This window comes from Pseudomonas sp. AP3_22 TE3818, assembly GCF_053628995.1.
Genome location: NZ_JBRJHL010000001.1, coordinates 5450952 through 5465494, shown reverse-complemented (window position 1 = coordinate 5465494; position 14543 = coordinate 5450952). Strand labels below are relative to the sequence as shown.

The following is a 14543-nucleotide window of genomic DNA, read 5'->3' as shown; positions in this document are numbered from 1 at the left end:
GTCCCTGAATTGATGGTTATCACGCATGCGCCCGACACCTTATGTGCGTCGATTGCTTATAAAAGAAAGGCGCCAGGATCGACCGGCGACAAAGGCCGCAGTTTGAACCTCGCTACCAGCGGCTGACAACCCCGGGTTGTACGATCTTCATGGAATTGACGGCCCTGTAGGAGCGAGCCTGCTCGCGAAGAACCTGAGGCCACCGCGGGGCTTCAGGCTCCCCGCGTTATCGTTGACGACCATTGTCGGAACGCCGCCCGGAGCAAGCTCACCCCTACACCCTGCGCCCCAATGCATTGCGCAGTGACAGGCGCACCCAATCACAGGATAATGCGCCATCTTTTTTCGGCGGCTCTGTCTTGCGGGCTGTCCGATACGTTTGCTTGTTTGGCCGCCTTAGCCTGACAACCCTGGAGTGTCTGGTTTGATCGTCTTCCGTTATCTGTCCCGCGAAGTCCTGTTGACCTTGAGCGCCGTCAGCGCCGTGCTGCTGGTCATCATCATGAGCGGTCGCTTCATCAAATACCTCGCCCAGGCCGCCTCGGGCCTGCTGGATCCGGGCTCGCTGTTCATGATCATGGGCTTTCGCATGCCGGGGTTCCTCCAGCTGATCCTGCCGCTGGGGCTGTTTCTCGGGATCCTGTTGTCCTATGGGCGGCTGTACCTCGAAAGCGAAATGACCGTGCTCTCGGCCACCGGCATGAGCCAGCAGCGGCTGGTCTGGATGACGATGTTTCCTGCCACCCTGGTTGCACTCGTCGTCGCGTGGCTGAGCCTGAGCCTGGCGCCACAGGGGGCCAATCAGTTTCAGCTGCTGCTGAACAAGCAGGATGCCCTCACCGAATTCGATACCCTGGAACCAGGGCGCTTCCAGGCCCTGCGTGACGGCACCCGGGTCACCTACACCGAACGCATGTCGGATGATCGCGTGAACCTGGGCGGTGTGTTCATCTCACAGAAGAACATCAGTTCCAACAACAAGGATCGCGGAATTTCTGTGCTGGTGGCGGAAAAGGGCCGTCAGGAGATTCGTCCGGACGGCAACCGCTACCTGATCCTGGATAACGGTTATCGCTATGACGGTAGTCCGGGTCAGGCCGACTATCGGGCGATCAAGTACGACGAGTACGGCGTATTGCTGCCAAAACCGGAAGTCAGCGACGAAGTCACCGACCGTGACGCGATGCCGACCAGTACGTTGATCGGCAGTGAAGACATTCGCCTGCGCGCCGAATTGCAATGGCGCATTTCGCTGCCGTTGCTGGTGTTCATCGTGACCTTGATGGCGGTGCCGCTGTCGCGGGTCAACCCGCGTCAGGGCCGATTCCTCAAATTGCTGCCGGCGATTCTTCTCTATATGGCTTACCTGACCATTCTGATTGCCGCCCGCGGTGCCCTCGACAAGGGCAAGATCCCCGCAGTGGTGGGCTTGTGGTGGGTGCACGGGATTTTCCTGGCCATTGGCCTGGGCCTGCTCTATTGGGAACCCTTGCACTTGATGAGGGCGAGTCGCCGCAGCGCGCTGGAGGTGGCCCGTGGTTAAGCTGGATCGCTACATTGGTAGCAGCGTGTTCATGGCGATTCTGGCGGTGCTCGGGATCATTCTTGGTCTGGCGACACTGTTTGCCTTCATCGACGAGATGAGTGAAGTCAGCGACACCTACACCCTGGTCGATGCGCTGAGTTATGTGTTGTTGACCGCGCCGCGCCGGATGTACGAAATGCTGCCGATGGCCGCGCTGATCGGTTGCCTGATCGGCCTGGGCAGCCTGGCCAGCAACAGTGAGTTGACGATCATGCGCGCCGCCGGCGTGTCGATCGGCCGGATCGTCTGGGCGGTCATGAAGCCTATGCTGGTATTGATGCTGGCCGGTTTGCTGATCGGCGAGTACGTCGCTCCACCCGCTGAAACCACCGCGCAGGCCAATCGCTCGCTGGCCCAGGGCAGCGGCGATGCACAAAGCGCCAAGCACGGTTTGTGGCACCGCCAGGGCGATGAATTCATTCACGTCAACTCGGTGCAACCTAACGGCATCCTGTACGGCGTGACCCGCTACCGTTTCGACAACGAGCGGCACATGCTGTCGGCGAGCTTCGCCAAGCGCGCCGAGTTCGACACGGATCACTGGCAGTTGACGGACGTCACGACCACGCTGTTCCGCGAGCGCAGCACTGAAGTGGTTTCGACCCCGGTCGAGCGTTGGGAAGTGGCCTTGAGTCCGCAATTGCTGAGCACCGTGGTCATGGTGCCAGAGTCGCTGTCGATCAGCGGTCTGTGGGGTTATATCCACTACCTGGCGGACCAGGGGTTGAACAACAGCCGCTACTGGCTGGCATTTTGGGTCAAGGTGTTGCAACCGCTGGTGACCGCCGCCCTGGTGTTGATGGCGATTTCCTTCATCTTTGGTCCGCTGCGTTCGGTGACCCTGGGGCAACGGGTGTTCACCGGCGTGCTGGTGGGCTTCACCTTCCGCATCGTTCAGGATCTGCTGGGCCCTTCGAGCCAGGTGTTCGGCTTCCCTCCGTTGCTTTCTGTGCTGGTGCCGGCGGGTATTTGTGCCGTGGCCGGGCTCTGGCTGTTGCGCCGGGCCGGTTGATGGCGGGCTTTTTCCGAGCGCTTTGACGATAAAATACGCCCTTGTCGCAAGACCGGGGCGTTTTTGTAGGTGCCGTCTGACCTGCGAACGTGACGCTTGTGCCGTGGATCAGGTACAATTGCCGGCTATTTTTCGGCGGGCTATGCCTGCAGCCTTTTTGAGTGTTGATCCGTGAGTGATTTGAGTCATATCCGCAATTTCTCCATCATCGCCCACATTGACCATGGCAAGTCGACGCTGGCCGATCGCTTCATCCAGATGTGTGGCGGCCTGGCCGAGCGCGAAATGGAAGCCCAGGTCCTGGACTCCATGGACCTCGAGCGCGAGCGCGGGATCACCATCAAGGCGCACAGCGTTACTCTGTATTACAAAGCCAAAGACGGTATCAACTACCAGCTGAACTTCATTGACACCCCCGGCCACGTTGATTTCACCTACGAAGTCAGCCGTTCGCTGGCGGCCTGTGAAGGCGCGCTGCTGGTGGTCGACGCCGGTCAAGGCGTTGAAGCGCAGTCGGTTGCCAACTGCTACACGGCGATCGAGCAGGGCCTGGAAGTGATGCCGGTGCTGAACAAGATCGACCTGCCACAGGCCGATCCTGAGCGCGTCAAGGAAGAAATCGAAAAAATCATCGGCATCGATGCCACCGACGCGGTCACTTGCTCTGCCAAGACCGGTCTGGGCGTCGATGAAGTGCTCGAGCGCCTGGTGACCACCATTCCGGCGCCGACCGGCAACATCGAAGATCCGCTGCAAGCGTTGATCATCGACTCCTGGTTCGACAACTACCTGGGCGTTGTGTCCCTGGTGCGCGTGCGCCACGGCCGCGTGAAGAAGGGCGACAAGATCCTGGTCAAGTCCACCGGCAAGATCCACCTGGTGGACAGCGTCGGTGTCTTCAACCCGAAACACACCCCGACCGTTGACCTGAAGGCCGGCGAAGTGGGCTTCATCATCGCCAGTATCAAGGACATTCACGGTGCGCCAGTGGGCGATACCCTGACCTTGAGCTCGACGCCGGACGTCGACGTGCTGCCAGGCTTCAAGCGCATTCAGCCGCAGGTGTACGCCGGCCTGTTCCCGGTCAGCTCCGACGACTTCGAAGACTTCCGCGAGGCGCTGCAAAAGCTCACCCTCAACGATTCGTCGCTGCAATACACGCCGGAAAGCTCCGACGCCCTGGGCTTCGGCTTCCGTTGCGGCTTCCTCGGCATGCTGCACATGGAAATCATCCAGGAGCGCCTGGAGCGCGAGTACAACCTGGACCTGATCACCACGGCGCCGACGGTAATCTTCGAGCTGTTGCTCAAGACCGGCGAGACGATCTACGTCGATAACCCGTCGAAACTGCCGGACCTGTCTGCCATCGAAGACATGCGCGAGCCGATCGTGCGTGCCAATATTCTTGTGCCGCAAGAGCACCTGGGCAACGTCATTACCCTGTGCATCGAAAAACGCGGTGTACAGGTCGACATGCTGTTCCTCGGCTCTCAGGTACAAGTGACCTACGACTTGCCGATGAACGAAGTGGTGCTGGACTTCTTCGATCGCCTGAAATCCACCAGTCGCGGCTATGCTTCTCTGGACTACCATTTCGATCGTTACCAATCGGCCAGCCTGGTGAAACTGGACGTGCTGATCAACGGTGACAAGGTCGACGCCCTGGCGCTGATCGTGCACCGTGACAATTCGCACTACAAAGGTCGCCAGTTGACCGAGAAGATGAAGGATCTGATTCCGCGGCAGATGTTCGACGTGGCAATCCAGGCCGCCATTGGCGGGCAGATTGTGGCGCGGACAACCGTCAAGGCGCTCAGAAAGAACGTATTGGCCAAATGCTACGGTGGTGACGTCAGCCGTAAGAAAAAGCTGCTGGAAAAGCAAAAGGCCGGTAAGAAACGCATGAAGCAGGTCGGCAACGTGGAAATTCCACAGGAAGCCTTCCTTGCAGTGCTCAGGTTGGATAGTTAGGTCCTATGTCACTAAATTTCCCGCTGTTGCTGGTCATCGCCGTATTTGTCTGCGGCCTGTTGGCGTTGCTCGATCTGTTGATCCTGGCCCCGCGTCGGCGTGCCGCCATCGCCTCCTATCAGGGCAGCGTCAGCCAGCCTGACATGGTCGTGGTCGAGCAGCTGAACAAAGAGCCGCTGCTGGTCGAATACGGCAAGTCGTTCTTCCCGGTGTTGTTCATCGTGCTGGTGCTGCGTTCGTTCCTGGTGGAACCGTTCCAGATTCCTTCCGGTTCGATGAAGCCAACCCTGGATGTCGGCGACTTCATCCTGGTGAGCAAGTTTTCCTACGGGATCCGCTTGCCGGTGATCGACAAGAAAGTCATCGAAGTCGGTGATCCGCAGCGCGGCGATGTGATGGTATTCCGCTACCCGAGCGATCCGAACGTCAACTACATCAAGCGTGTGGTTGGCTTGCCGGGCGACACGGTTCGCTACACCGCGGACAAGCGCCTGTTCGTCAACGGTCAGTCGATTGCCGAGCAACTGGTCGGCTCCGAGCCGGGCACGCTGGGCAGCGCCGAACTCTACAAGGAAAAACTCGGCGTCGCCGAGCACATGATCCGTAAAGAGATGAGCCGCTACCGCGCCATGCCGGACCATTCGTGGACCGTGCCGGCCGGGCACTACTTCATGATGGGCGACAACCGCGACAACTCGAACGACAGTCGCTACTGGGATGATCCGAGCATTCCCAAGGATCTGCTGGGCATGGTTCCCGACAAGAATATCGTCGGCAAGGCCTTCGCGGTCTGGATGAGCTGGCCGGAACCCAAACTCAGTCACCTGCCGAATTTCTCGCGGGTTGGCCTGATCAAGTAATCAAACACGGCGCTGTTGAACACAGCGCCGAATGCATTTCTGGAACCTGAAGAAGGTGACGGAAAAAGCATGAAGCCAATGATATTCAGGACGTTATTTTTGAACACAGCGTTAATTGTCCCAAGCCTGCGCCGCCTCACGGCGATGGCAGTGCAATCGAACCACGAACTCAGCGTGGGTAAACCGTGAGCGTCTCCTTAAGCCGTCTAGAGCGTCAGCTCGGCTACACCTTCAAGGATCAGGAACTGATGGTCCTGGCCCTGACTCACCGCAGCTTTGCCGGGCGTAACAACGAGCGCCTGGAATTCCTCGGTGACGCCATCCTCAACTTCGTCGCCGGCGAGGCGTTGTTCGAGCGTTTCCCGCTGGCCCGCGAAGGCCAGTTGTCGCGTTTGCGCGCACGTCTGGTGAAAGGTGAGACCCTGGCCGTACTGGCCCGTGGTTTCGATCTGGGCGAATACCTGCGCCTGGGCTCCGGTGAGCTGAAAAGCGGCGGCTTCCGTCGCGAGTCGATTCTGGCCGATGCCCTCGAAGCGCTGATCGGTGCGATCTACCTCGATGCCGGCATGGAAGTGGCCCGCGAGCGTGTGCTCGCCTGGCTGGCCGGAGAGTTCGAAGGCCTGACGCTGGTCGACACCAACAAAGATCCGAAGACCCGCCTGCAAGAGTTCCTGCAGTCCCGTGGTTGTGAGCTGCCGCGTTACGAAGTGGTGGATATCCAGGGTGAGCCGCATTGCCGGACGTTCTTCGTCGAATGCGAAATCATCTTACTGAATGAAAAAAGCCGAGGTCAGGGTGTGAGCCGTCGTATTGCCGAACAGGTAGCGGCCGCCGCAGCACTGATTGCCCTGGGTGTGGAGAATGGCAATGACTGATACAAACGCAACGCGCTGTGGCTATGTTGCCATCGTCGGCCGTCCGAACGTGGGCAAGTCCACGCTGCTGAACCACATCCTGGGTCAGAAGCTGGCGATCACCTCGCGCAAGCCGCAAACCACCCGTCACAACATGCTCGGTATCAAGACCGAGGGCGACGTGCAGGCGATCTACGTCGACACCCCCGGTATGCACAAGGGTGGCGAAAAGGCCCTGAACCGCTACATGAACAAGACCGCTTCGGCGGCGTTGAAAGACGTCGACGTGGTGATCTTCGTGGTCGATCGCACCAAGTGGACCGAAGAAGACCAGATGGTGCTCGAGCGCGTCCAGTACGTGACCGGCCCACTGATCGTGGCGCTGAACAAGACCGATCGCATCGAAGACAAAGCCGAGCTGATGCCACACCTGAGCTGGTTGCAGGAGCAGTTGCCGAATGCGCAGATCATCCCGATTTCCGCGCAACACGGGCACAACCTCGATGCACTGGAGCGGGTGATTGCCGAGCACTTGCCGGAAAACGATCACTTCTTCCCGGAAGACCAGATCACCGACCGCAGCAGCCGTTTCCTCGCCGCGGAGCTTGTGCGCGAGAAAATCATGCGCCAGATGGGCGCCGAGCTGCCGTACCAGATCACCGTTGAAATCGAAGAGTTCAAGCAGCAGGGCAAGACCCTGCACATCCATGCCTTGATCCTCGTCGAGCGCGATGGCCAGAAGAAAATCATCATTGGCGACAAGGGCGAGCGCATCAAGCGTATCGGCACCGAAGCGCGCAAGGACATGGAGCTGCTGTTCGACTCCAAGATCATGCTCAACCTGTGGGTCAAGGTTAAGGGCGGCTGGTCCGATGACGAGCGTGCGCTGCGTTCGCTGGGTTACGGCGACCTGTAATACCCCGAAAGCCCCCCTGTAGGAGCGAGCTTGCTCGCGATGGACTTGAGAGCGCCGCGTTCATTCAGAAAGCCCGCGTTATCGTTATCCACCATCGCGAGCAAGCTCGCTCCTACAGTATGTGAGACTTGATGTCCTCAACCCCGCCCATCGCCCAACCTGCCTACGTCCTCCACTCGCGCGCCTACCGTGAAAACAGTGCGCTGGTGGATTTCCTGACGCCGCAAGGCCGGCTGCGGGCGGTGTTGCGCAGTGCGCGGGGCAAGGCCGGGACGCTGGCGCGGCCATTCGTGCCATTGGAGGTCGAGTTCCGGGGCAAGGGCGAGCTGAAGAACGTCGGGCGCATGGAAAGTGCCGGTGTTTCCACCTGGCTCAATGGCGAGGCGCTGTTCAGCGGTCTTTACCTCAATGAGCTGCTGATTCGCCTGTTGCCCGCTGAAGATCCGCTCCCTTCGGTGTTCGATCATTACGCCGCCACCTTGCTGGCCCTGGCCGAAGGTCGACCGCTGGAGCCCTTGCTGCGCTCCTTCGAATGGCGCTTGCTTGATGACCTCGGCTACGGGTTTTCCCTGACGACTGATATTCACGATCAGCCCATCGCACCGGACGGCCTCTACCGTTTGCAAGTGGATGCCGGGCTGGAGCGGGTCTACCTGCTGCAACCGGGTCTGTTCAACGGCACCGAACTGCTGGCCATGGCAGAGGCCGACTGGTCGGCCCCCGGCGCTTTGTCTGCCGCCAAGCGCTTGATGCGCCAGGCGTTGGCCGTACACCTGGGCGGCCGTCCACTTGTCAGTCGCGAGCTGTTTCGCAAGCCCTGATCACACCGTATGCTGTGCACCGAACTTTCTCTTCTTCTGGAGCGCTTTCCGTGACCACCAGCACCCGTATTCTTCTTGGCGTGAACATCGACCACGTTGCCACCCTGCGTCAGGCCCGGGGCACCCGTTATCCGGACCCGGTCAAGGCAGCGCTGGACGCGGAAGAGGCGGGCGCTGACGGCATCACCGTGCACCTGCGCGAAGACCGCCGGCACATTCAGGAACGCGACGTTCTGGTGCTCAAGGACGTGCTGCAAACCCGCATGAACTTCGAAATGGGCGTCACCGAAGAAATGATGCAGTTCGCCGAGCGCATCCGCCCGGCGCACATTTGCCTGGTGCCGGAAACCCGTCAGGAACTGACCACTGAAGGCGGACTGGATGTGGCGGGGCAGGAAGCGCGGATCAAGGCGGCGGTCGAACGCCTGTCGAAGATCGGCTCCGAAGTGTCGCTGTTCATCGACGCCGACGAGCGTCAGATCGAAGCCTCGCGCCGTGTTGGCGCCCCGGCCATCGAACTGCACACCGGGCGTTATGCCGATGCCGAGACACCGACCGAAGTCGCCGAAGAACTCAAGCGTGTCGCCGATGGCGTGGCCTTCGGCCTGGCCCGGGGCCTGATCGTCAATGCCGGGCATGGCCTGCATTATCACAACGTTGAAGCCGTGGCGGCGATCAAGGGCATCAACGAGCTGAACATCGGGCATGCGCTGGTGGCCCATGCGTTGTTCGTTGGCTTCAAGTCGGCGGTGTCGGAGATGAAGGCGCTGATTCTGGCGGCTGCCCGGTAGGAGCGAGCTTGCTCGCGATGGACTTGAGAGCACCGCGTTCATTCAGAAAGCCCGCGTTATCGTTACCCACCATCGCGAGCAAGCTCGCTCCTACAGGGGCGCTGGCTCTTGAGCCGGCTTGGTCTTGTCGATCCCCGGCACAAGCAGTTTGCCCTCGGCGACCTGGTCGCCCTCAAGCTGCGGCTGGGTTACCCAGGTCAGGATGTCGTAGTAGCGACGGATGTTCGCCACGAAATGCACCGGTTCGCCGCCACGGGCGTAGCCGTAACGGGTCTTGCTGTACCACTTCTTCTCGGACAGGCGCGGCAGGATCTTCTTCACGTCCAGCCATTTGTCCGGGTTCAGTCCTTCCTTGGCCGCCAGTTTGCGCGCGTCGTCCAGATGGCCGCTGCCGACGTTGTAGGCCGCCAGGGCAAACCAGGTGCGGTCCGGTTCCTGGATCGAGTCGTCGAGCTGGTCCTTCATGTAGGCCAGGTACTTGGCGCCGCCCATGATGCTTTGTTTCGGATCGAGGCGGTTGGACACGCCCATGGCCTGCGCGGTGTTCTGGGTCAGCATCATCAGGCCGCGCACACCGGTCTTGGACGTGACGGCCGGTTGCCACAGCGATTCCTGATAGCCGATGGCCGCCAACAGGCGCCAGTCGACTTTCTCCTTCTTGGCGTACGACTTGAAGTGCTGTTCGTACTTGGGCAGGCGTTGCTGCAAGTGTTGGGCAAAGGTGGTGGCGCCCATGTAGCCGAGCACGTCGACGTGCCCGTAGTAACGATCCTTGAGGCGTTGCAGGGTGCCGTTTTTCTTGACCTTGTCGAGGTAGTCGTTGATTTCGTTGAGCAGGCTGTTGTCGTCGCCCGGCCCAACGGCCCAGCTCTGGTTGCTGGCGTCACCGAGGTCGAAGGCGACCCGGATGTTGGTGAAGTACACCTGGTTCATCGCGACTTCGTTGGAGTCGACCAGCGTCAGGTCGATCTGGCCTTCGTCGACCATGCGCAGGAGATCGACGACCTCGACTGCGTCGGACTCTTCGTATTCGATGCCGGGAAATTTCTGTTTCAGCTGCGCCAGCTGTTCGGCGTGGGTGCTGCCCTTGAGCACCATGATCTTCTTGCCCACCAGATCCTTGGCGTCGGTCGGCCGTGACTGGCCGTTGCGGTAGATGACCTGCGGGGTGACTTCCAGGTAGGAGTGGGAGAAGCGCACCTGCTTCTTGCGTTCTTCGCTGCTGACCAGGCCGGCAGCCGCCAGCACCGGGCCGTTGGGCTTGCCGACCTGGTTGAACAGATCATCGAGGTTGTCGGCGGTCTCGATCTTGAGCTCGACCCCCAGATCGTCGGCGAAGCGCTTCACCAGCTCGTATTCGAAGCCGGTTTCACCGTTGCGATCCTGAAAGTAGGTGGCGGGGCTGTTTCGGGTAACCACCCGCAGCACGCCATCCTCCTTTACGCGCTCGAGCGTGTTGGGTTTATCAACACAGGCACCGAGCATCAGGAAGAGTCCGGTTGCGATCAGCCATTTGGCGTACCGCGGACGCAAAGCCATTGGGAAAAACATCTGCGCAGTATACGCAAAGGACCACGGGCGCCATATCTCGACAGCGAGGGGCTTGTCTGCTAGAGACCACAAATTCGGCCGAAACCCCGCAGGAACGGGCCTTGTCTGCGTTTTGTTACAGTAAAAATAAGCTGTCGTCATACGCCCGGTTAACCTGACTTTCGGGGCAGAAACACAGATCGACACCCGAGTGCAACCGTGCGTAGCGTTTCGGGTGATGTCGCGGGCTGTTTAGGCTAGAATGCACGGCCTCAAAGCACACCCCTTCCCGAGGCTGTCCCGAAGATGTTGATCCTGCGCGGCGCTCCTGCCCTTTCCGCCTTTCGCCACAGCAAGCTCCTTGAGCAACTGAGCCAGAAGGTTCCGGCTGTCAGCGGCCTGTATGCTGAATTCGCTCACTTCGCCGAAGTTACCGGCGTCCTGACCGGCGACGAACAGCAGGTGCTCGCGCGCCTTCTGAAGTACGGTCCAAGCGTTCCGGTACAAGAACCGACCGGTCGTCTGTTTCTGGTGCTGCCGCGTTTCGGCACCATCTCGCCATGGTCGAGCAAGGCCAGCGACATCGCCCGCAACTGCGGCCTGGCGAAAATCCAGCGCCTGGAGCGCGGCATCGCGTTCTATGTGGCCGGCCAGTTCAGCGATGCTGAAGCCCGGTTGATCGCTGACGGTCTGCACGACCGCATGACCCAGATCGTCCTGGGCAACCTCGAACAGGCCGCCGGCCTGTTCAGCCACGCCGAACCGAAACCCCTGACCGCCGTCGACGTGCTGGGTGGCGGCCGCGCCGCGCTGGAAAAAGCCAACACCGAGCTGGGCCTGGCCCTGGCCGAAGACGAGATCGACTACCTGGTCAACGCCTTCGTCGGCTTGAAGCGCAACCCGCATGACATCGAACTGATGATGTTCGCCCAGGCGAACTCCGAGCACTGCCGCCACAAGATCTTCAACGCCAGTTGGGACATTGATGGCCAGAGCCAGGAAAAAAGCCTGTTCGGCATGATCAAGAACACCTACCAGATGCACAGCGAAGGTGTCCTGTCGGCTTATAAGGACAACGCTTCGGTGATCGTCGGCTCCGTGGCCGGTCGCTTCTTCCCGGACCCTGAAACCCGCCAGTACGGCGCGGTGCAGGAACCGGTGCACATCCTGATGAAGGTCGAGACCCACAACCACCCGACCGCGATTGCCCCGTTCCCGGGCGCATCCACCGGTTCCGGTGGCGAGATCCGTGACGAAGGCGCGACTGGTCGTGGCGCCAAGCCAAAGGCCGGCCTGACCGGTTTCACGGTGTCCAACCTGCAGATCCCGGGCTTCGAACAGCCGTGGGAAGTGCCGTACGGCAAGCCTGAGCGCATCGTTACCGCGCTGGACATCATGATCGAAGGCCCATTGGGCGGCGCCGCGTTCAACAACGAATTCGGCCGTCCGGCACTGACCGGTTACTTCCGTACCTTCGAGCAATCGATCACCACGCCACACGGTGACGAAGTTCGCGGCTACCACAAGCCGATCATGCTGGCAGGCGGCATGGGCAACATCCGCGAAGAACACGTCAAGAAAGGCGAGATCGTCGTCGGCTCCAAGCTGATCGTGCTCGGTGGCCCGGCGATGCTGATCGGCCTGGGCGGCGGCGCGGCTTCCTCCATGGCCACCGGCACCAGCTCGGCGGACCTGGACTTCGCTTCGGTTCAGCGCGAAAACCCGGAAATGGAACGTCGCTGCCAGGAAGTCATCGACCGTTGCTGGCAACTGGGCGACAAGAACCCGATCAGCTTCATCCACGACGTGGGTGCGGGCGGTCTGTCCAACGCCTTCCCGGAACTGGTCAACGACGGCGACCGCGGTGGCCGTTTCGAACTGCGCAACATTCCGAACGACGAGCCGGGCATGGCCCCGCACGAAATCTGGTCCAACGAATCCCAGGAACGCTACGTTCTGGCGGTCGGCCCGGCTGACTTCGAGCGCTTCAAGGCGATCTGCGAACGTGAGCGTTGCCCGTTTGCCGTGGTCGGCGAGGCCACTGCCGAGCCGCAACTGACCGTCACCGACAGCCACTTCGGCAACAGCCCGGTGGACATGCCACTGGAAGTGTTGCTGGGCAAGGCGCCGCGCATGCACCGTTCGGTGGTGCGTGAAGCCGAGCTGGGCGACGATTTCGATCCGTCGACCCTGAACATTGCCGACTGCGTCGAGCGCGTCCTGCATCACCCGGCCGTGGCCAGCAAGAGCTTCCTGATCACCATCGGCGACCGCACCATCACCGGCCTCGTGGCCCGTGACCAGATGGTCGGCCCGTGGCAGGTGCCGGTGGCCGACGTTGCCGTCACCGCCACCAGTTTCGACGTCTACACCGGTGAAGCCATGGCCATGGGCGAGCGCACTCCGCTGGCACTGCTGGACGCTCCGGCGTCGGGCCGCATGGCCATCGGCGAAACCCTGACCAACATCGCGGCCTCGCGCATCGGCAAGATTTCCGACATCAAGCTGTCGGCGAACTGGATGTCCGCTGCCGGTCACCCGGGCGAAGACGCGCGTCTGTACGACACCGTGAAAGCGGTCGGCATGGAACTGTGCCCTGAGCTGGGCATCACCATTCCGGTGGGCAAGGACTCGATGTCCATGGCCACGCGCTGGAACGATGAAGGCGTGGACAAGTCCGTCACGTCGCCGATGTCCCTGATCGTCACCGGTTTTGCGCCAGTGACTGACATCCGTCAGACCCTGACCCCGCAACTGCGCATGGACAAGGGCACCACCGACCTGATTCTGATCGACCTGGGGCGCGGCCAGAACCGCATGGGCGCCTCGATCCTCGCGCAGGTTCACGGCAAGCTCGGCAAACAGGCGCCGGACGTCGACGACGCCGAAGACCTGAAGGCCTTCTTCGCCGTGATCCAGGGCCTCAACGCCGACGGTCACCTGCTGGCCTACCACGACCGTTCCGACGGTGGTCTGCTGACCTCCGTCGTCGAAATGGCCTTCGCCGGTCACTGCGGCCTGAGCCTGAACCTCGACAGCCTGGCTGATTCCTCCGCCGACATCGCTGCGATCCTGTTCAACGAAGAACTGGGTGCCGTGATCCAGGTTCGCCAGGACGCCACCCCGGACATCCTCGCGCAGTTCAGCGCTGCCGGCCTGGGCGATTGCGTGTCGGTGATCGGTCAGCCAATCAACAATGGCGAGATCGGCATCACCTTCAACGGTGACACCGTGTTCGAAGGCCAGCGTCGTCTGCTGCAACGCCAGTGGGCCGAGACCAGCTACCAGATCCAGCGCCTGCGTGACAACGCCGACTGCGCCGAGCAAGAGTTCGACGTGCTGCTGGAAGAAGACAACCCGGGCCTGAGCGTCAAGCTGAGCTACGACATCAACCAGGACATCGCCGCGCCTTACATCAAGAAAGGCATCCGCCCACAAGTTGCCGTGCTGCGTGAGCAGGGCGTCAACGGTCAGGTGGAAATGGCGGCGGCGTTCGACCGCGCCGGTTTCAACGCGATCGACGTGCACATGAGCGATATCCTGGCCGGCCGTGTCGACCTGAACGAGTTCAAGGGCATGGTCGCTTGCGGCGGCTTCTCCTACGGCGACGTATTGGGTGCCGGTGAAGGCTGGGCGAAATCCGCGCTGTTCAACAGCCGTGCCCGCGATGCGTTCCAGGGCTTCTTCGAGCGCAGCGACAGCTTCACCCTCGGCGTGTGCAACGGTTGCCAGATGATGTCCAACCTGCACGAGCTGATCCCGGGCAGCGAGTTCTGGCCGCACTTCGTGCGCAACCGTTCCGAGCAGTTCGAAGCCCGCGTGGCGATGGTACAGATCCAGGAGTCGAACTCGATCTTCCTGCAAGGCATGGCCGGTTCGCGCATGCCGATCGCCATCGCCCACGGTGAAGGCCATGCCGAGTTCGCCAGCGAAGAAGCACTGCTTGAGGCCGATCTGTCCGGTTGCGTGGCGATGCGTTTCGTCGACAACCACGGCAAGGTCACCGAAAGCTACCCGGCCAACCCGAACGGCTCGCCGCGCGGGATCACCGGTTTGACCAGCCGCGACGGTCGCGTGACCATCATGATGCCGCACCCGGAGCGTGTGTTCCGCGCCGTGCAGAACTCGTGGCGTTCCGATGACTGGAACGAAGATGCACCGCTGATGCGCATGTTCCGTAATGCTCGTGTGTGGGTTAACTAA

Annotated in this window: 10 protein-coding genes; 9 read left to right on the top strand and 1 reads right to left on the bottom strand. The window is 61.1% G+C overall.

Annotated features, from left to right (window positions below; all coding sequences use genetic code 11):
* Positions 1-424: 424 nt before the first annotated feature.
* The 8 genes from lptF to pdxJ all read left to right on the top strand — a co-directional run bounded on the left by lptF (position 425) and on the right by pdxJ (position 8810).
* Positions 425-1543: an LPS export ABC transporter permease LptF gene (lptF, locus tag AB7M25_RS24890; RefSeq protein ID WP_429385621.1), complete on the top strand. Its 1119-nt coding sequence runs from the start codon at positions 425-427 to the stop codon at positions 1541-1543.
* Complete coding sequence (lptG, locus tag AB7M25_RS24885) at positions 1536-2597, top strand: LPS export ABC transporter permease LptG (protein WP_429385623.1); 1062 nt, start codon at positions 1536-1538, stop codon at positions 2595-2597. Before lptF ends, lptG begins: the two co-directional genes overlap by 8 nt.
* Before the next feature lie 171 nt (positions 2598-2768).
* Entirely contained in the window at positions 2769-4568 is a 1800-nt protein-coding gene (lepA, locus tag AB7M25_RS24880; RefSeq protein ID WP_007973962.1) for a translation elongation factor 4, read from the top strand.
* A 5-nt stretch (positions 4569-4573) separates the two neighbouring features.
* Entirely contained in the window at positions 4574-5428 is an 855-nt protein-coding gene (gene lepB, locus AB7M25_RS24875) for a signal peptidase I (RefSeq protein ID WP_095964834.1), read from the top strand.
* A gap of 185 nt (positions 5429-5613) precedes the next feature.
* Positions 5614-6303, top strand: coding sequence for a ribonuclease III (gene rnc, locus AB7M25_RS24870; RefSeq protein WP_007973960.1), 690 nt, complete (start codon positions 5614-5616; stop codon positions 6301-6303).
* Positions 6296-7198 (top strand): GTPase Era, encoded by a 903-nt coding sequence (gene era, locus AB7M25_RS24865; protein WP_007973959.1) that lies wholly within the window; start codon positions 6296-6298, stop codon positions 7196-7198. Before rnc ends, era begins: the two co-directional genes overlap by 8 nt.
* 131 nt (positions 7199-7329) lie before the next feature.
* Positions 7330-8019, top strand: coding sequence for a DNA repair protein RecO (recO, locus tag AB7M25_RS24860; RefSeq protein ID WP_429385626.1), 690 nt, complete (start codon positions 7330-7332; stop codon positions 8017-8019).
* Positions 8020-8069: 50 nt separating this feature from the next.
* The gene (gene pdxJ, locus AB7M25_RS24855) at positions 8070-8810 is read left to right on the top strand and encodes a pyridoxine 5'-phosphate synthase (RefSeq protein WP_454238110.1); all 741 of its coding nucleotides are present in this window, start codon (positions 8070-8072) and stop codon (positions 8808-8810) included.
* 90 nt (positions 8811-8900) lie between these two features.
* On the opposite strand, the gene mltF is transcribed toward pdxJ, so the two are convergent.
* Positions 8901-10361, bottom strand: coding sequence for a membrane-bound lytic murein transglycosylase MltF (gene mltF / locus AB7M25_RS24850; protein WP_429385630.1), 1461 nt, complete (start codon positions 10359-10361; stop codon positions 8901-8903).
* Positions 10362-10646: 285 nt separating this feature from the next.
* Between mltF and purL the strand changes: the two genes are divergently transcribed.
* Entirely contained in the window at positions 10647-14543 is a 3897-nt protein-coding gene (gene purL, locus AB7M25_RS24845; protein ID WP_429560262.1) for a phosphoribosylformylglycinamidine synthase, read from the top strand.

Excerpts from the sequence above, each read along its gene's own strand:
- mltF (WP_429385630.1), bottom strand. The coding sequence starts at position 10,361 with ATGTTTTTCCCAATGGCTTTGCGTCCGCGGTACGCCAAATGGCTGATC.
- era (WP_007973959.1), top strand. The coding sequence starts at position 6,296 with ATGACTGATACAAACGCAACGCGCTGTGGCTATGTTGCCATCGTCGGC.
- recO (WP_429385626.1), top strand. The coding sequence starts at position 7,330 with ATGTCCTCAACCCCGCCCATCGCCCAACCTGCCTACGTCCTCCACTCG.
- lepB (WP_095964834.1), top strand. The coding sequence starts at position 4,574 with ATGTCACTAAATTTCCCGCTGTTGCTGGTCATCGCCGTATTTGTCTGC.
- purL (WP_429560262.1), top strand. The coding sequence starts at position 10,647 with ATGTTGATCCTGCGCGGCGCTCCTGCCCTTTCCGCCTTTCGCCACAGC.